Raw genomic sequence first — 16,993 nt, forward strand, 5'->3', positions numbered from 1 at the left:
GATGCTCATGGGGAGCCGGTCTCAGAATCCCATCTGGACGACGAGGCCGGCGATGATCGCGCCGATCACGGGGCCGACGATCGGCACCCAGGCGTAGCTCCAGTCGGAGCCGCCCTTGCCCTTGATGGGCACGAGCGCGTGGGCGATGCGGGGACCGAGGTCACGCGCGGGGTTGATGGCGTATCCCGTCGGCCCGCCGAGGGAGGCGCCGATGGCGACGACCAGGAGCGCGACGGCGAGGGGGCCGAGGTCGACCGGCGTGTTGCCGAAGTTCAGGATGATGAAGACCAGCACGAAGGTCGCGATGATCTCGGTGAGCACGTTCCAGCCGTAGCTGCGGATGCCGGGGGCCGTGGAGAAGGTGCCGAGGACGGTCGCCTGGTCCTCGGTCTGGTCGTAGTGGTTGCGATAGGCGAGCCAGACGAACACGGCCCCCAGGAACGCTCCGATCATCTCCGCCGCGAAGTAGGCGAGGGTGGTGCCCACCGTGATCGGGATGCCGGGCGCGTACTCGCCGGCGCCCGAGACCAGCAGGCCGATGGTGACGGCGGGGTTCAGGTGCGCGCCGGTCTTGTAGGCGGCGTAGACGCCGACGAACACGCCGAGGCCCCAGCCCCAGTGGATCATGAGCGGGCCGCCGCCGTGGCCGCCCGTCTTCGCCAGCGTATGGTTCGCGACGACGCCGCAGCCCAGCAGCGTCAGCATCGCGGTGCCCATGATCTCGTAGATCATGATCGTGCCGATGGTTCCCATGGATTCTCCTCGTCGAGTGGGATGCCGCAACGGTGCGGCCAGATGAAGGTGTCCCGCGCGCGGCCATCGGGACCGCGCGCGGGGTGGTCGGTCAGCGACCGGGTGTCAGCTGCGGGGCACCTCCTGGGCGGAGGCGACGGCTGCGGCCGCCTCGGCGTCGGAGTGGGTGGCCTCGCCGGCCAGGCGCGCATCGACGAAGGCCCGGTAGGCGCCGACCTCGGCGTCGCGGGTCGCGCGGTCCCAGCCGAGCTCGCCGGCCATGATGTCGGCGATCTCCTCGGAGGCGGCGGCGCCGCGGTCGCGCACCTCGTAGTCGAGGCGGGTGCGGCGCAGCATGAGGTCGGCCAGGTGCAGGGCGCCCTCGGCGCGGACGGCGTAGAGGACCTCGGCCCGCAGGTAGCGGGGAGCGTCCTTCAGCGGCTCGCCGAGCGAGGAGTCCTCGTCGATGAGGGCGAGCACGTCGCGCAGCAGGGTGCCGTAGCGCATGAGCAGGCGATCGGTGCGCAGCTCGTCGAAGCCGTACTGCTTCGCGATCGCGTCCTTCTCGCGGCGGATGCCCTCGAAGCCCTGGGCGCCGATCAGCGGGACGACGGTCGTCATCGAGGGGCGACCGGGGAAGACGTCCTTGATCGCGAAGTCGACGACGTCCTCGGCCATCACGCGGTAGGTCGTGTACTTGCCGCCGGCGATCGCGGTGAGGCCGGGCTCGACCTCCATGACCGTGTGCTCGCGGGAGACCTTCGTGGAGGCTCCGCCGGCGTCCTTGACGGGCTGCAGCAGGGGGCGCAGCCCGGCGTAGGTGCCCACCACGTCGTCGCGGGTGAGGTCGTGGTCGAGCACCGCGTTGGCGTGCTCGATGATGTAGTCGATGTCGTCGGAAGTCGCCGCGACGTGCGCGGGGTCCTCCTTCCACGGGGTGTCGGTGGTGCCGATGACCCAGTACTCGTCCCACGGGATGATGAACAGGACGGACTTCTCGGTCTGCGTGATGATCCCGGTGTCCGGGGCGGCGGGGATGCGGTCGCGGGCCACGGTGATGTGCACGCCCTTCGAGGCGAGCACCTCGAGGCCGGTGGTCGCGCCCGCGACGTGCTGCTGGTCGCCGGTCCACACGCCCGCGGCGAGGATGGTCTCGCGCGCGTGGGCGTCGAACTCCTCGCCCGTCTCCTCGTCGCGCAGACGGGCGCCGACCACGCGGTCGCCCTCGTGCAGGTAGGAGACGACGCGCGTGTAGGTCGCGGCGCTCGCCCCGTACTCGAGCGCGGAGCGGACGAGCATCATCACGAAGCGCGCGTCGTCCTCCTGCGCGTCGTAGTACTCGAGCGCGCCGACGATCTTCTCGCCGTCGAGCGCGGGGAACACGTTCATCATGCGGCGGTGGCTGAGGTGGCGGTGGAAGGGCACCGCGCGCTTGCGGCCGATCGACTGCATGGCGTCGTAGAGCATGACGCCGGAGCCGATGAAGGCGCGCTCGACCACGCGCTTGAAGAACGGGAAGACGAAGCTGATGGGCTTGACCAGGTGCGGGGCGGTGCGCGTGAGCAGCAGATCGCGCTCGCGCAGGGCCTCGGCGACGAGCTTGAAGTCGAGCATCTGCAGGTAGCGCAGGCCGCCGTGCATGAGCTTCGAGGAGCGGGAGGAGGTGCCGCTGGCCCAGTCGTGGGCCTCGACGACGGCGACGTCCAGACCGCGGGTCGCGGCGTCGAAGGCGGCGCCTGCGCCGTTCACGCCTCCGCCCACGACGAGCACGTCCAGGGGATTCTCGGCCGTGGCGGCCCGGAGTCGATCAAGGCTCTCGGTGCGGCTCGCGGCGTTCAGGGTGGTGGCGTTCTGCGACGGCACGTGCGCTCCTTCGTCAGCTGTGCGTCATCGGATGACGACGTCTGGGACGTCGGCCGACGGGGCGGGAGCTGGGCGAGCGCTCCAGGAGGGAGGGCATGCCGCCGCACGGGCTCCGCTGGCCGATATGTCTCCATCTTCGGGACGATGTGCGCCGTGAGCAACCGGAGTGCACGGATGTGCAAGACTGCCGGGGTGAGAGCGGATGCGCGACGAGCGGCGGCCTTCGAGGCTGCACGGATGTACTACCAGCAGACGCAGACCATGGAGGCGATCGCCTCGCACCTGGGCGTCTCCCGCTCGACGGTCTCGCGTCTGCTCGCGACCGCGCGCGACGAGGGGATCGTGCGCGTGAGCCTGCACGCGCCCGGCGCGCGGCGGGCGGGCGACCTGCAGGAGGAGATCGCCCAGTCGTACGGGGTGGCGGTGCACGTGGTGCCGTCCGTCGCGGAGTCGACGGAGCGCGAGCGGCTCGACGCGGTGGCGGCGGAGGGCGCGGCGCTCGTGCAGTCGCTCCAGCAGCCGGATTCGGTGATGGGCATGGCCTGGGGGACGACGGTCGCGGCGCTCGTCGAGGCCGCCGAGGCGCGGCCGGTGCCGGGGCTCGCGATCGTGCAGCTGAACGGCGCGATCAACCCGCAGGGCTCGGGCCTGGGGTATGTGTCGACAGTGCTCGCGCAGGCGGCGTCGTCCTGGGGCGCGAGCGTGCACCTGTTCCCGGTGCCGGCGTTCTTCGACTACCCGGACACCCGCGAGGCGCTGTGGCGGGAGCGCTCGGTGCGCCAAGTGCTCGCTCTGCAGTCACGGTGCCGTTTGGCGGTGTTCGGCGTGGGCGCGTTCGACGCCGAGGTCCCCAGCCACGTGTACACCTCGGGGTATCTGTCGGCGCGGGACGTGCACGATCTGCGGTCCGACGGGGTGGTCGGGGACGTGTGCACGACGTTCCTGCGGGCCGACGGCAGCTGGGACGACGTGCCGCTGAACGCGCGAGGATCCGGGCCGACCCCTGCGGATCTGGCCCGGATCCCCCGGCGCGTGCTGGTCGCGGCGGGCCCGCGCAAGGCGGCGCCGCTGAGGGCGGCGCTGCTCGCGGGCTGCGCGACCGATGTGGTGGTCGACGAGGTGACGGCGAACCGGCTCGTGCATCTGGGATGAGCCGGAGCCGGCGCATCGGGACCGGACCTCGTCGACCGCAGTGATCAGCGCTCGGCGATCAGAGTTCCGCGATCAGCGCTCGTCGATCAGCTCCCGGAGACGGCGCCCGCGAGGTCGGCGAGGGACTGCTCGAGCTGCTCCTCGGAGACGAGCGGGAAGATCTTCAGCAGGTCCTTGTCGGTGACGTCGGTCCAGGAGTAGGTGAGGGTGACGAGGGTGGAGTCGGATCCCTGGGACTCGAGGGTGTAGAGCCACTCCCAGCCCTTCGGGTCGTCCTTGGCGTCCTCGTTGGCGGGCTTCCAGCCGATCATCTTGCCGTCGTCGAAGGCGGTGACGTGGTTGTACATCTTGTACTCGCCACCCATGTGCTCGCCCTCCATGTTCATGACGAACTGCTCGCCGACCTTCGTGATGCGCTCTGTGTCCTCGGCGCTGCGCACGAAGCCGGAACCGTCGAACTCGTGGTGCCGGGCAGGAAGGGAGAGCAGGTCGAAGATGTCCCCGGCGGGGGCGTCGATGGTGCGGCTGACGGAGATGCTGGTCTCGTTCGTGGTCATGTCCCCCACCGTGCCACCATCACCTGGAGATGTCACGGGGTGGCGCCGACCTGGGCGAACGTTGGTCGCGCGAGGCGCGCAAGCTGGGGACGGCGCGGGTGAACTGCGGCGTCGCTGTTTTCGGGCGCGCATGTAGAGGGGCACGGTGGTGTGCCCCTCTACGGGTGGGGGTGGAGCTGCTGATGGGGTTCTGACCTGGATGCCTTGCAAGGGCGGGCCGCGCCGGGGGTCAGAAGGGTGGTGGTCCGGGGTCGAACTTGGGTGGCGGGTCCTGGCGTTTGCGTGGCCTTCGGGTGGTGGCGCTGATGGGGATGTCGCCGTCGTAATGGAACGTCGGGAGTGGTTGGTACCGGCGCCTGACGGGTTTCTCGACGGGGACTTCTTCCAGGTCGGGGGCGCCGGCGTGGTCCATGTCCACGCGTGGCCACGGGTCCGGGACACCGGCCCGGATCGGCCAGGGCGAGTCCAACCGAGCGGGATCGGGAGACGGCGACTCTGCACTGGTTCCGTCCTCGGCATCGCGTCGCTGCTCGTAGTCATCCTGCCTGCGTTGCATCGAGTCCCACACGGCGTCGAGCTGTGCGACGGCCTGGGGTGTGAGGAGGTCGGTGTCGTCCTCGCGGAACACGCGGAAGCGTTCCTGCATCTCCCACACCGTGCCCGCGGTCCCGCCCGGGGACTCGTCCGCCTCGACGCGGACGGGGTCGAGTCGCCCGGCGGTCTTCATCGCGTGGTGGAACCAGCACAAGAAGTGCAGGTTCTCCACCGCCGTCCGACCACCACACACCGGATCCGCATGGTTGTACTCCACGATGTGGTCCGCCTCGGAGGCCACGGACGCAGTCCGTTCGCAGCCGGGAACGCCGCAGGACTGGCCGCGGAGGCGGAGGTGTTCGAGCATCGCCCCCGTGGGCCGGTACTTGTCCGCAGGACGCGGCAAGAACTCACCCGATGACGGATCGGTGAGGACCCGGAACCATTCCTCGCTCTTCCCGGCGATCTCACGGGCCATCTGCGCGGGGATCGGCGTCCCGTCCTCGAGGACACCGGGGGCGTCGTCACCGCCGACCAGGGTGAGGAAGGGAACGAGGACGTTCAACCGGAACCGTGCCTCCGGGACGGTGATGCCGCCGGTGTCGATCTGCGCGGCATGGGCGAGGTGATAGCGGATCAGGTTGAGCGACAGGGGCATGCCCTCGTTCTCCACCCGACGATCCGGATCCAGCGGGATCTCGGTACCCTCCATCAGGGCGTGACGCTGGGCGTTCTGGATCGCACGAGCCGCCTGATCGAACTTTCCCCCCAATGCTTTGATCTCCGGGGCCGGGCCGATGATCCGCAACGACGCCACCCCATCGAGAGTTCCGGGGTCCAGGACCATGCGACGGCGGGTCGCGGAGACTTCTTCGGGTTCTTTCGGGTGCCGCTGCTGAATCTTCGTCACCAGCAGGTCGAGGCATTTCGTGAACACTCTCGGCATGATCGCCAAACACCACGAAGCGACCGTGACATCCACCAGCACCATTTCCGCCGGAGTGAAATCCGCGGTGCGCCGCAACAGGGTCCGGAACCATTCCGCCGGAAACTCCCCCGCCTCCAATGCTTGCGTGCAGCGAGGGAGGAGGTCCACGGCCCGGTGGGCGTCGGTGATGGCCTTGGCGGCCTGGCCGCGGGTGCAGCGCATCGCCACAGCGACCATCAGATCCTGCTGCTCGACCTCGTACGGGTCCGCGTCCATGTCCTCACGCCCCGCCCAGAACGGCGCCAGGGCCACGAAACGCCGGGAGAGTTCATAGGACTCATCGACACCCTCGTCCCACAGGGCACGGACCTGCGCGGTCAGCTCCGCATCCGGCCTCGCCTTCACCCTGCGTGCCACCACATCCCTGCACACCGGCTTCTTGGATTCCTTCACGACGAACAAGGGCCTCACACCCTCCGGGGGCGCGGCCACGAACCGGGGCGTGTGGACATGCATGTCCTCGCGCTGACGCTCGGTCATCTTCTCCAGATCATCGAGGATCGAGAAGGTCGACTCGATCGCCGGCTCCCCGGGCAGGTCCAGACGCCCCTGCGACTCCGGCTGCTCCACCGCACTCATGACACCCACCCCCCTTCCCCGGCATTCCACGGACCCACGCGAGACTGCGCGATGCGATAACTCTGATTCGAGAGGCCAGAAAGCAGAACCCGTCGACCTCACCAATAAAACCGCTGGCGCTCGCTCTCGATATGTCCGATTCTATCCCGCCGCGCCGCCGAAAACCAGAGCTCGACCGAGAATGTGGATAATCCAGCGGATATTCCCCGCTTCCTCTGCATCCGCCACCCGCAGTGGATAACCCCGTGGAAAACACCCCCGTGTGGAGGAACCACTCCCCGCACAGAGGAGCCCCCGAGCGCGAAGACGAACCGATGCGTGAACCCCGCCCGCAGATTCACCGACTCCCGCGACACGGCACAGCGAGGCCCACCCCACCCGCCAGGCCACGGGCCCCGCGGCGCATCGAGAAGCGGCCGATCCTATAGCTCCGCACGCCTCCCACCTCCAAGCCCGCCTCGGAGCGCGCTCGCACCGTCACCTGCATGTCCCCTCCGTTCACCACCCACTCCCCGACTCCCCACCGCACCCACGACCCACCCGAGCCCACCGCCACGCCACCCGTCGGCAACGAGACACCCTTGACTCCCTATAGGATCCACATCACACTGGCGACCGATCATGGCAGGGACGCCGCGACGACGCGGCCCTGAGGTGCGAAGGAGCGCTCATGACTGCCTCTCACGGTCCGGCCCAACCCGCCGATGCGGACGCCGCCGGGGTCAACCCCGGCACCCACCGCCTGGTGCCGCGCGCACCTGCGATCTCGTGGTGGATGCTGCTGCTCACGACGGTCGCCATCCTCATGACCTCGGTCGATCATCAGATCCTTCCCGCAGTTCTGCCCGAGGTCTCCCAGGAGTTCGGGCTCTCGCCGGAGCAGGCCGGGCTCATCAACTCGGTGTACTTCGCAGGGCTCGTGGCCGGCGGCATCGTGTTCGGCTACCTCTCCGACCGCATCGGCTCCGGATACCGGCGCACGTGGACCTGGAACATCGCGATGCTGCTCGCGATCATCGGCGGCGCCCTCACCTTCGGCCTCGCCGGCAGCTTCCTGGCCTTCCTGCTGCTGCGCATCCCGATGGGCATCAGCCGCGGCGGGTCGGAGCCCGTGAACGTCGCGATCGTCGCGGAGTGGTGGCCCAAGGAGCACCGCGGATTCGCCGTCGGCGTGCACCACACCGGCTTCCCCATCGGGCAGTTCCTGGCCGGTGCGCTCATCGCGATGGTGCTCGGCTCCGGGAACTGGGCGACGGCGTTCCTGGTGATCCCGCTGCTCGGGATCCCGATCATCATCGGCCAGGCGTTCCTGGGCAGGCGGCGGAACCAAGCGACCCTCTATCGGAAGATCGAGGAGAAGGGGCAGACTCCCCCGCTGCCCGAGCTGACGGACCGCAGCGCGGCCGGGCTCTGGGGCCCCGTGCGCGAGGCGCTGCGCCACGCGAACGTGCGCTGGGCCGTGGTGCTGTGCTTCCTGTTCCTGTGGGGCGAGGCCGGGGTCGTCACGTTCCTGACCACGCAGTTCAAGGGGATCGGGATGGAGACGTCGCAGGCGATCCTGGTCTCCGGCGCCTCGGGCCTGACGGGCTGGATCGGCCAGGTCGTGTGGGGCACTCTCTCGGACCGGCTGGGCAGGAAGTTCTCGATCGCCTTCCTGATCCTGGGGTGGACGGGGACGCTGCTCGCGATGATCCTGATCCACGACGTGATGACCGCGTGGATCATCCTGCTGGCGTGGGGGCTGTTCCGGAACGCGCCGTTCCCCGTGGTCTACGCGCTGCTGGTCGACTCGGTGCCGCGGGCCGCCGGCACGGCGCTGGGCATCATGATCGGTGTGGCACTGGGCGTCTCCGGGATCTTCGCCTCGGCGGTGTCCGGTGTGGTCATCACGCATCTGGGCTTCACCTGGCACTACGTCATCCTCGCGGCGATCTGCCTGCTCGGGTTCATCCCGCTGGCGCGGATCACCGAGACCGTCCGCGTCGCGCGCCGGGACATCCCGGACGCGCCCCGCACCGCATGAGCACCCGCCCCGATCCCCTGAAGGAGACCACCCCATGACCGCCTCAGACCCCTTCGACCCCGATGCGCACCTCGAGAAGGTCGCCGACGGCTTCACGTGGACCGAGGGTCCCGCATGGATCGCCGTGCGCGGCGTGCTGCGCTTCAGCGACATCCCCGGGAACCAGGTGCTCGAGTTCTGTGAGGCCGACGGCGTGACGCGGCAGGTCACGGGCGCGGCCGAGTTCACCAACGGCCGGACCGTCGGGCCCGACGGGGCGATCGTCGAGTGCTCTCACGGCCGCCGCGCGGTGCAGATCGATCGCACGGGCGCCACCGAGAACCCGGACACCGCCCCCTACGCCCCCGAGGTCCTCGTGGACCGCTTCGGCCGGGCGCGGCTGAACTCCCCGAACGACGTGGTCGTGAAGTCCGACGGCACGATCTGGTTCACCGACCCCTCGTACGGGATCAAACGGCCGATCGAGGGGCATGCAGGCGAGGAGGAGTACGGGGACAGGTACGTCTTCCACTTCGATCCGGCCGACGGGTCGCTCACGCCGGTCGTCATCGACGTCGAGGCGCCCAACGGCATCGCGTTCTCGCCCGACGAGTCGGTCCTGTACGTCTCGGACTCCTCGATCGACCCGCCCGACCGCGACCACCCGGACCCCGAGCGCCCCGGCGGGCACGCGATCCACGCCTACGACGTGCTGGGCGGGCGGCACGCGAAGAACGGGCGCACGTTCGTCGAGGTCAGCCCCGGTCTTCCCGATGGCTTCCGTGTGGACGAGGACGGGAACGTGTGGTCCTCCTCGGCGACGGGCATCCAGGTCTTCTCACCGGACGGCGCGCGGCTCGGCGAGATCCCCGTGCCGGAGAAGGTCGCGAACTGCTGCTTCGGCGGGGCCGACGGGCACACCCTGTACATCTGCGGCTCGACGAGCCTGTACCGGATCCGCACGCGGGCCCGCGACGCCCACGCGCGGACGCACGGCTGACACGCGGCCGGCACTGGCAGCTGGCCCGTCGTCAGGCCTTTCCGAACACGTCCTCCAGGCGGAGCGGCGGCCTGCCCAGCACCTGCTGCACGTCTCCGCTCACCGGGGCGAGGACGCCTGACGCGATCGCCGTGTAGGTGCTGATCCAGGCGTCGACCTGCCAGTCCGGGGCGCCGTAGGGAGCGCGGGATGCGCGCGCCTCGGCCATCGTCTCGTCGACGAAGCGGTACGTCTCGCCCGTGGCCGCGGTCAGGCGCTCGGCGGCCTCGCCCAGCGTGAGGGCCTCCCCGCCGGTGGTCTCGAGGACGGTGTCCGCCCAGGCCGCGGGATCGGCGAGCACACGGGCGGCGACCTGGGCGACGTCCTCGCGGGCCACGAAAGCGCAGCGCCCGTCGCCCGCCGGCCCGCGCAGCGTGCGGTCCTCCCCCGCCCAGGGCTGCAGGACGTCGAGATAGAAGTCGTCCCGCAGGAACGTCCACGTCAGCCCCGAGCGGCCGGCGGCCTCGCGGATCGCGTCCTCGGTGGCGCCGTGGTCCCGGGCGAGCGTGAACTCGGCGTCGGCGGAGGCGCCCGTGAACGAGGTGTAGACGAGGTGGCGCACACCCGCCTCGGCCGCCGCGGCGATCGCCGTGCGGTGCTGCGCGACGCGGTCGTCGGACTCACCGGCGGAGACGAGCAGCAGGGTGTCGAGGCCCGCGAACGCCTCCCGGCAGGCGGCGGCGTCGTCGAAGGAAGCCACGGCCACCTCTGCCGACTCGCCGTCCGCGAACCGCGGGGCGCGCGCCGGATCGCGCACGATGAGCCGGAGATCCCCGGCACGGCCCTGCTCGGCGAGGATCTGCGCGACGCGTCGGCCGATGTGGCCGCTCGCCCCGGTGATGCCGATCCTGCGGGTGCTGCCGGCGTCGACGCCGGATTCCGGGGCGTTCACTTCGCGATCCCCTTGTCCTTGAGCCAGGCCTTCGCGATGGTCGCGGAATCGGCCTTCTCGTCGACGCTGCGCGTGTTCAGCGCGATGAGCTCGTCGGTGCTGAGCGCGTCGGTGACCTTCTTGATGGCGGCGGCGCCGTCGTCGTCCACCTTGTCCGAGACGATCGGGACGACGTTCTCGGGCAGCACCATGACCTTCGGGTCCTCGAGCGGGACCAGGTCGTTCTTCACGATCGCGGGATCGGAGGTGTAGAGGTCCGCGACCTGCACCTTGCCGTCCATGAGGGACTTCAGGGTGAGCGGGCCGCCGGAGTCGGAGACGGGGACCACGGTGATGTCCACGCCGTAGTCGCTCTTCGCGCCCTTGGGGCCGTAGGGGCGCTCCTCGAACTCGGGGTTCGCGGCGATCTTCAGGTCGCTGATGCCGGCGAGGTCGCCGATGTCCTTGAGCGAGTTCTGCGAGGCGAAGTCCTTGGTGACCGTGTAGGAGTCCTGGTCGGTGGCCTCGGCATAGGGCAGGGCGCGCAGGCCGTCGTCGAGCGCCTTCTCGAGGCCCTTCGCGAGGTCGTCGGCCGTGCCCTTCGCGGCGGACTCGTCGAGATACTGCAGCAGGTTCCCGAGGTACTCCGGGATCACGTCGAGCGTGCCCTTCTGCAGCTCGGGCACGTAGACCTCGCGCTGGCCGATCTGGTACTGCCGCTTCACGGTCGCGCCCGAGCCCTCGAGGGCCTGGGCGAAGAGCTCGGCGATGATCTCGTTCGAGTAGTACTGCTGGGAGCCGACGATGATCTCGCCGCTGCCGCCGCCGTCGGACCCGCCCGATCCCGAGCCGGAGCCCGAGTCGCTCTTCAGCGGGTCGTCGTTCGAGCAGGCGGCGGCGCCGAGGGCGACGATCCCCGTGCCCGCGAGGGCGGCGAGGCTGCGGCGGCCGACGACGGTGCCGGTCACGGTGATCGGGCTGCGGTCGGGGCGGGGGCGGCGATGGGTCATGGAGACTCCTCGGTGGATGGGACGGAGGTCGGGGAGATGCGGGGTCTCAGCCCCGGGCGGCTCCGCGCGGCGCGAGGAGGCGTTCGAGGAGGCGCAGCGCCACGTCGAGGACGAGCGCGAGGGCGACCACCAGGATGGACCCCGCGAGCATCTGCGGATAGTCCTGCAGCTGGAGACCCAGGAAGATGAAGCGGCCGAGGCCGCCGTTGCCGATGTACGAGGCGAGCATGACGGTCGCGACGACCTGCACGATCGCGAGCCGGAAGCCCGAGATCAGCAGCGGCATCCCGAGGGGCGCCTCGACGCGGGAGAGGATCTGCCATTCGGTCATGCCCTGGGCGCGGGCGGCGTCGACGGTGCGCGGGTCGACGGACTCGACCGCGGAGTAGGCGCCCGCGAGCAGGGACGGGATCGCGAGGACCACGAACGCGAGGATCGGGGCCCTCAGCCCGATGCCGAGCCACAGCCCGAACAGGGTGATGAGGCCCAGCGTGGGCAGGGCGCGCGCGGCGCCGCTCAGTGCGACGACGAGCCCGCGGCCGCGGCCCGTGTGGCCCACGAACAGCCCGATCGGCACCGCGATGACGGCGGCGACGACCACGCCGAGCGCCGTGTACCAGAGGTGCTCGAGCAGGCGGGTGGGGATGCCGTCGGTCCCCGACCAGCGGGTGGGGTCGGCGAGCCAGGAGAAGGCCTCGAGGAGCTGGCTCATCGGACCCCCTCCCCGCGCACGCGGGACCAGGGCATCGCGAGGCGGCCCCCGAGCATGATCAGCAGGTCCAGGGCGATCGCGAGGGCTGCGGTGAGCACGATGCCCGCGAGGATCTCCGCGGTGATGCTGCGCTGGAACCCGTCGATGAACAGCATGCCCAGGCTGGGCACGCCGAGCACGCCGCCCACGGTGACCAGCGAGACCGTGCTGACCGCGACCACGCGCAGCCCCGCGACCAGGGCCGGACCGGCGAGCGGCAGCTCGACCCGGAGGAACCGCGCGAACGGCGCATAGCCCTGCGCGGTGGCCGACTGCAGGGTGTCGCGGCTGACCGCTCGCAGGGCCTCGGAGGCGCTGGGCACCATGAGCGCGAGGCCGTAGATGGTGAGGGCGACGATGATGTTGATCGTGGAGCGGATGCCGGTGCCCAGGATGATCGGCAGCACGATGAACAGCGGCAGCGAGGGCACCGCGTAGAGCAGGCCGGCGCCGCCCGTGAGGCCGCCGCGCAGCCAGCCGCGGGAGTTCGCGAGCTTCGCGATCGGGATCGCGAGCACGAAGGCCAGCACGATCGGCGGGATCGCCTGCCCCAGGTGGGCGAGCAGGCGCTCGGCCAGCAGCGGGATGTTCGCGAGCACCCAGCTCACGAGCCGGATCCCTCGCGCAGCACGCCGACGGGCCGGTCGCCCGCGTCGAGGACGACCTGCCGGCCGCTGACCTCGTCCACGTGCAGGGCGCGCTTGCCGACGCCGCTCCCCACGAAGGACTCGACGAAGTCGTCGGCCGGGTCGGCGAGGATCTCCGCCGGGGTGCCCTGCTGGGCGATCTCGCCGCCGGGGCGCAGGATCACCACCTGCTCGCCGATGAGGAAGGCCTCGTCGATGTCGTGGGTGACGAAGAGGATGGTCTTGCCGAGCTCGCTCTGCAGCCGCAGCAGCTCCTTCTGCAGCTCGGCGCGGACGATGGGGTCGACGGCCCCGAAGGGCTCGTCCATGAGCAGGATGTTCGGGTCCGAGGCGAGCGCCCGGGCGACGCCCACGCGCTGCTGCTGCCCGCCCGAGAGCTGCGAGGGATAGCGGTCGCCGAGCCGATGGTCGAGTCCCACCATCTCCAGCAGGGCGAGCGCCCGGGAGCGGGACCGCCGCCTGGAGACGCCCTCGAGGAGGGGGACGGTCGCGACGTTCTCGGCGACCGTGCGGTGCGGGAGCAGCCCGGAGGCCTGCATGACATACCCGATGCTGCGTCGCAGCTTCACGGGGTCCATGCCCGCGACGTCCTCGTCGTCGATGAGGACGCGGCCCGAGGTCGGGTCGACCATGCGGTTCACCATCCGCATGAGCGTGGTCTTGCCGGAGCCGCTGGTGCCCACGAGCACCACGCTCGCGTGGGAGTCGATGGTGAGGGAGAAGTCCCCCACGGCGGTCGTGCCGCCGGGATAGGTCTTCCCGACGTGGTCGAATCGGATCACGGCCGCCTCCCAGCGCGGGGGTCGTCGTACAGATGTTCGAGACGTGCGCGCCCGACACTACGCCACAGCAGTGGCCGGTGCGAACGGGACACGGTCAGCGCGATCGTCCGGTCCCCTCGGCCGCGCGGCGCCGCATGCGCCGCTCGAGGAGGCCGGCGGCCTTGGTGAGCAGGAAGTTGAGCACGATGTAGATCACCGAGACGACCAGGTAGGTCTGCACCAGGAAGCGGGTGATGGAGACCATCGTCTTGCCCTGGAACTGCAGCTCGTTGTAGCTCACCACGAAGCCGAGGGTCGAGTCCTTGAGCAGGCTGACCAGGGCCAGGATCAGGCTCGGCAGCACGAGGCGCACGGCCTGCGGCAGGATCACGTAGCGCATGGTCTGACCGCGGGAGAGCCCGATCGCGGACGACGCCTCGTCCTGGCCGCGGTCCACCGCCCCGATGCCCGCGCGGAAGACCTCCGCGGTGCTCGCGGAGCTCACCAGGCTCATCGGCACCACGAGCATCCAGAAGCGCGGCAGGTTCACGCCGTAGGCGGGCAGTGCCAGCAGGAACGCGTAGACCACCAGCAGCATCGGGATGCCGCGGAAGAACTCGATCCACACCGCGGAGATCGCGCTGAGGGCCCGCGCCCGCGAGATCCGCCCCAGGGCCAGGACGAGCCCGAAGGGGAAGGCGATGACGGCGGCGACGGCCGTCGCCTCGAGCGTCCCCAGCAGCCCCTTGCCGAGGAAGGCGATGTAGTCGCGCCGCAGGTAGGGCAGCCACTTCTCGGCCGCGAGCTGGCCGTTGCGCTGGAACTGCCACAGGCCCAGCGCGATCAGCGCGAGGATCGCGAGCAAGGAGACGATCGAGATCAGCAGGATCCGCCGACGGCCCCGTGGGCCGGGGGCGTCGAACAGGACCTGGGTGGCGGAGGTGCTCGTGGTGCTCATGCCTGCGCCGCCCCCTGCAGCCGGTCGGCGGTGCGCAGCGGGCGCGAGCCGCCCGGGGCGACCGCCCTCTCGACGCGCCGTCCGAGGTAGGCCACTCCCAGCGAGAGCGCGAGGTACAGGGCGCCCGCGACCAGGAACAGCAGCACGGCCTGCGCGGAGGCGATGTTCAGCTGCTGGGTGACGTAGGTGATCTCCACGACCGAGATCGCCGCGCACAACGAGGACCCGATGACGGTCGCGATGAACACGTTCACGAGCGGCTGGACCATCGTGCGGAAGGCCTGCGGGAGCACCACGAAGCGCAGCACCCCGAAGAAGCCCAGCCCGATCGAGCGGGCGGCCTCGGCGTGGCCGATCGGGACGGTGTTGATGCCCGAGCGGATGTTCTCGCACACGAAGGCCGCGCCGGAGAGCGACAGCCCCGCGACGCCGCACCAGAAGTAGGGCAGCAGCACCCCGGCGTCGGGCAGGCCGAAGGCCAGCAGGATCAGCAGGCTCAGCAGCGGGATGTTGCGGAAGATCTCCACGTAGACGGTGGCCGCCCAGCGCAGCGGCGGGATCGGGCTGACCCTGCACACGGCGAGCGCCGTGCCGAGGACCAGCGCGAACGCGTACCCCAGCACCGTGAGCGCGATCGTGGTGCCGATCCCCTGCAGCAGCAGCGGGATGTTGTCGAGGATGATCTGCATGGCGTCCCTCCGTCGCTCCTCCGTCAGCCCTCCGTCGGTTCCCCGCGGATCAGGACGGCAGGTCGCCGATGGTCGGCGGCTCGGGCGTCTCGTCCTCGATGACCTGGCCGATGGTGGCCTCGTAGAGCTTCTTCCAGGTGCCGTCGTCCTCGATCGCCTGGAGGAAGGCGTTGACGAAGTCGAGGCCGTCTGCGTCCTTGTTCAGCCCGATGCCGTAGGGGTCCTCGGTGAAGGGCTCGCCGACGACGGTGACCGACGGGTCCGCCTTCGAGTTGCCCAGCAGCACGCCCTGGTCGAGCACGTAGGCGTCCACGCGCTTCTGCTTGAGGGCGGCGACGCAGGACTCGTTGTCCGCGAGGGTCTCGGGCTTCCCGTCGGGGTCCTTCACGTGCTCCTCGATGGCCTGGATGCCGGTGGAGTTCGACTGGGTGACGAGCTTCTTGCCGGTGAGGTCCTCGGGTCCCTTGATGGAGTCCTTGTCCTCCGTGCGCACCTGGATGGCGGTGCCCGAGAGGTAGTAGGGGCCGCCGAAGTCGATGAGGTCCATGCGCTCGGGGGTGATCGAGTAGGTCGCGATCACGCAGTCCACGGAGTTGTTCTGGACGAGCTTCTCGCGGGTGTCGACGGTGGTGTCCACGTAGTCGACCTTCTCCTCGCCGCCGTCGCCCAGGATGTAGCGGGCGAGCAGCTGCGTGATTCCCGCGTCGAAGCCCGTGACCTTGTTCGTCGAGGGGTCGATGAGGGAGAACACCTGGTTGGCGGTGGTGCCGCCGCGGGTGAGCTTGCCGGCGTCCTTGATCTTCTTCGCCCAGGCGCTCTTCTGCACGTCGGCGTCCTCGGCGACGGGACCGCCCGCGATGACCCCGTCGTAGGCCGAGCTCGCGCCGCCGTCGTCGCTCCCGCCGCCGAGCGACGGGGCGTCCCCGGTGTCGGAGGAGCAGGCGGCGAGCGCGGCGCCGAGCGGCAGGGCGGCGGCAGCGGCGACCACGGAGCGGCGGGCGGGACGGAAGCTGGTGGAGGTCATCGGGTTCTCCTTCGTCGGGAGCGGGATCGGGGATGGCGGGATCGGGCGCGAGGGATCAGTGCGGCAGGATCTTCGAGAGGAAGTCCTTGGCGCGCTGGGACTCGGGGGCGGTGAAGAACTGCTCGGGCTCGCCCTGCTCGACGATCTCGCCGGCGTCCATGAAGACGACGCGGTCGCAGACGCGGCGGGCGAAGCCCATCTCGTGGGTCACCACGAGCATCGTCATGCCGGCCTCGGCGAGCTCGGTCATCACGTCGAGGACCTCGTTGATGACCTCGGGGTCCAGGGCCGAGGTGGGCTCGTCGAACAGCATGGCCTTGGGCTTCATCGCGAGGGCGCGGGCGATCGCGACGCGCTGCTGCTGGCCGCCCGAGAGCGCCGCGGGCAGGCTGTGCTCCTTGCCGGCGAGGCCCACGCGGGTCAGCAGGTCCATCGCCTCCTTCGTGGCCTCGGCCTTGGGGACCCCGCGGACCTTCGTCGGCCCGAGGGTCACGTTGTCGACCGCGCGCAGGTGGGGGAAGAGGTTGAAGGACTGGAAGACCATGCCGACGTCGCTGCGCAGGCGCGCGAGGTCCCGACCCTCCTCTGGGAGTGGCTCTCCGTCGATGAGGATCTCGCCGCCGCTGATCGTCTCCAGACGGTTGATGCAGCGGCACAGCGTGGACTTGCCCGAGCCGGAGGCCCCGATGAGCGCGACGACCTCGCCGCGGTGGATGTCGAGGTCGATGTCCTTGAGGGCCTGGAAGTCCCCGAAGTGCTTGTCGACGCCACGCACCGAGATCACGGGCTCGGCGCCCGACGGGCTGCCCGGGCTGTGTTCGCTCATGCCGGAAGCA

16 protein-coding genes are annotated in these 16,993 nt (G+C 70.3%); 3 read left to right on the forward strand and 13 right to left on the reverse strand.

The annotated features are described in order from the left end of the window. Positions 1-21: 21 nt before the first annotated feature. Entirely contained in the window at positions 22-744 is a 723-nt protein-coding gene (locus M4486_RS12105; RefSeq protein WP_249481126.1) for an MIP/aquaporin family protein, read from the reverse strand. A gap of 114 nt (positions 745-858) precedes the next feature. Continuing rightward, positions 859-2,595 carry a glycerol-3-phosphate dehydrogenase/oxidase gene (locus M4486_RS12110; protein WP_249477442.1) on the reverse strand — a complete coding sequence of 579 codons (1,737 nt, stop codon included), beginning with the start codon at positions 2,593-2,595 and terminating at the stop codon, positions 859-861. A gap of 192 nt (positions 2,596-2,787) precedes the next feature. Here M4486_RS12110 and M4486_RS12115 point away from each other — a divergent pair, with 192 nt between their 5' ends. Next, positions 2,788-3,747, forward strand: coding sequence for a sugar-binding transcriptional regulator (locus M4486_RS12115; protein WP_249477444.1), 960 nt, complete (start codon positions 2,788-2,790; stop codon positions 3,745-3,747). 86 nt (positions 3,748-3,833) lie between these two features. On the opposite strand, the gene M4486_RS12120 is transcribed toward M4486_RS12115, so the two are convergent. Further along, positions 3,834-4,304 carry an SRPBCC family protein gene (locus M4486_RS12120; RefSeq protein WP_152354650.1) on the reverse strand — a complete coding sequence of 157 codons (471 nt, stop codon included), beginning with the start codon at positions 4,302-4,304 and terminating at the stop codon, positions 3,834-3,836. A gap of 229 nt (positions 4,305-4,533) precedes the next feature. Beyond that, complete coding sequence (locus tag M4486_RS12125; protein ID WP_249477446.1) at positions 4,534-6,435, reverse strand: HNH endonuclease signature motif containing protein; 1,902 nt, start codon at positions 6,433-6,435, stop codon at positions 4,534-4,536. A gap of 640 nt (positions 6,436-7,075) precedes the next feature. Here M4486_RS12125 and M4486_RS12130 point away from each other — a divergent pair. Both M4486_RS12130 and M4486_RS12135 read left to right on the forward strand, forming a co-directional pair. Further along, entirely contained in the window at positions 7,076-8,428 is a 1,353-nt protein-coding gene (locus M4486_RS12130; protein WP_249477448.1) for an MFS transporter, read from the forward strand. 34 nt (positions 8,429-8,462) lie between these two features. Further along, positions 8,463-9,407, forward strand: a complete 945-nt coding sequence (locus M4486_RS12135) for an SMP-30/gluconolactonase/LRE family protein (RefSeq protein ID WP_249477450.1) — start codon at positions 8,463-8,465, stop codon at positions 9,405-9,407. Positions 9,408-9,438: 31 nt separating this feature from the next. Here the strand turns inward: M4486_RS12135 and M4486_RS12140 are convergent, their stop codons facing one another. From M4486_RS12140 to M4486_RS12180, 9 genes are all read right to left on the reverse strand, one after another. Beyond that, a complete protein-coding gene (locus tag M4486_RS12140) occupies positions 9,439-10,338 on the reverse strand; it encodes an SDR family oxidoreductase (RefSeq protein WP_249477451.1) in 900 nt (299 codons plus the stop codon). After that, complete coding sequence (locus M4486_RS12145) at positions 10,335-11,327, reverse strand: ABC transporter substrate-binding protein (protein ID WP_249477453.1); 993 nt, start codon at positions 11,325-11,327, stop codon at positions 10,335-10,337. The genes M4486_RS12140 and M4486_RS12145 overlap by 4 nt, the downstream gene beginning before the upstream one ends. 46 nt (positions 11,328-11,373) lie before the next feature. Continuing rightward, on the reverse strand, positions 11,374-12,039 hold the full coding sequence (locus M4486_RS12150; RefSeq protein WP_249477454.1) for an ABC transporter permease: 666 nt from the start codon (positions 12,037-12,039) through the stop codon (positions 11,374-11,376). Next, positions 12,036-12,686 carry an ABC transporter permease gene (locus tag M4486_RS12155; RefSeq protein ID WP_249477455.1) on the reverse strand — a complete coding sequence of 217 codons (651 nt, stop codon included), beginning with the start codon at positions 12,684-12,686 and terminating at the stop codon, positions 12,036-12,038. Before M4486_RS12155 ends, M4486_RS12150 begins: the two co-directional genes overlap by 4 nt. Further along, positions 12,683-13,507, reverse strand: a complete 825-nt coding sequence (locus M4486_RS12160; protein WP_249477456.1) for an ABC transporter ATP-binding protein — start codon at positions 13,505-13,507, stop codon at positions 12,683-12,685. Before M4486_RS12160 ends, M4486_RS12155 begins: the two co-directional genes overlap by 4 nt. Positions 13,508-13,601: 94 nt before the next feature. Continuing rightward, entirely contained in the window at positions 13,602-14,444 is an 843-nt protein-coding gene (locus tag M4486_RS12165) for an amino acid ABC transporter permease (protein WP_249477457.1), read from the reverse strand. Beyond that, positions 14,441-15,133 carry an amino acid ABC transporter permease gene (locus tag M4486_RS12170; RefSeq protein WP_249477458.1) on the reverse strand — a complete coding sequence of 231 codons (693 nt, stop codon included), beginning with the start codon at positions 15,131-15,133 and terminating at the stop codon, positions 14,441-14,443. Before M4486_RS12170 ends, M4486_RS12165 begins: the two co-directional genes overlap by 4 nt. 49 nt (positions 15,134-15,182) lie before the next feature. Beyond that, positions 15,183-16,157 (reverse strand): glutamate ABC transporter substrate-binding protein, encoded by a 975-nt coding sequence (locus tag M4486_RS12175; RefSeq protein WP_249477459.1) that lies wholly within the window; start codon positions 16,155-16,157, stop codon positions 15,183-15,185. Positions 16,158-16,212: 55 nt separating this feature from the next. After that, the gene (locus tag M4486_RS12180; RefSeq protein ID WP_283257921.1) at positions 16,213-16,983 is read right to left on the reverse strand and encodes an amino acid ABC transporter ATP-binding protein; all 771 of its coding nucleotides are present in this window, start codon (positions 16,981-16,983) and stop codon (positions 16,213-16,215) included. Between the last annotated feature and the right edge of the window lie 10 nt (positions 16,984-16,993).

The organism is Brachybacterium kimchii (assembly GCF_023373525.1).
GTDB classification, from domain to species: domain Bacteria; phylum Actinomycetota; class Actinomycetes; order Actinomycetales; family Dermabacteraceae; genus Brachybacterium; species Brachybacterium kimchii.

Bases quoted from the DNA above. Each gene is read 5' to 3' on its own strand.
- M4486_RS12175 (WP_249477459.1), bottom strand. From the start codon at position 16,157: ATGACCTCCACCAGCTTCCGTCCCGCCCGCCGCTCCGTGGTCGCCGCT.
- M4486_RS12135 (WP_249477450.1), top strand. From the start codon at position 8,463: ATGACCGCCTCAGACCCCTTCGACCCCGATGCGCACCTCGAGAAGGTC.
- M4486_RS12120 (WP_152354650.1), bottom strand. From the start codon at position 4,304: ATGACCACGAACGAGACCAGCATCTCCGTCAGCCGCACCATCGACGCC.
- M4486_RS12145 (WP_249477453.1), bottom strand. From the start codon at position 11,327: ATGACCCATCGCCGCCCCCGCCCCGACCGCAGCCCGATCACCGTGACC.
- M4486_RS12180 (WP_283257921.1), bottom strand. From the start codon at position 16,983: ATGAGCGAACACAGCCCGGGCAGCCCGTCGGGCGCCGAGCCCGTGATC.
- M4486_RS12130 (WP_249477448.1), top strand. From the start codon at position 7,076: ATGACTGCCTCTCACGGTCCGGCCCAACCCGCCGATGCGGACGCCGCC.
- M4486_RS12165 (WP_249477457.1), bottom strand. From the start codon at position 14,444: ATGAGCACCACGAGCACCTCCGCCACCCAGGTCCTGTTCGACGCCCCC.
- M4486_RS12150 (WP_249477454.1), bottom strand. From the start codon at position 12,039: ATGAGCCAGCTCCTCGAGGCCTTCTCCTGGCTCGCCGACCCCACCCGC.
- M4486_RS12170 (WP_249477458.1), bottom strand. From the start codon at position 15,133: ATGCAGATCATCCTCGACAACATCCCGCTGCTGCTGCAGGGGATCGGC.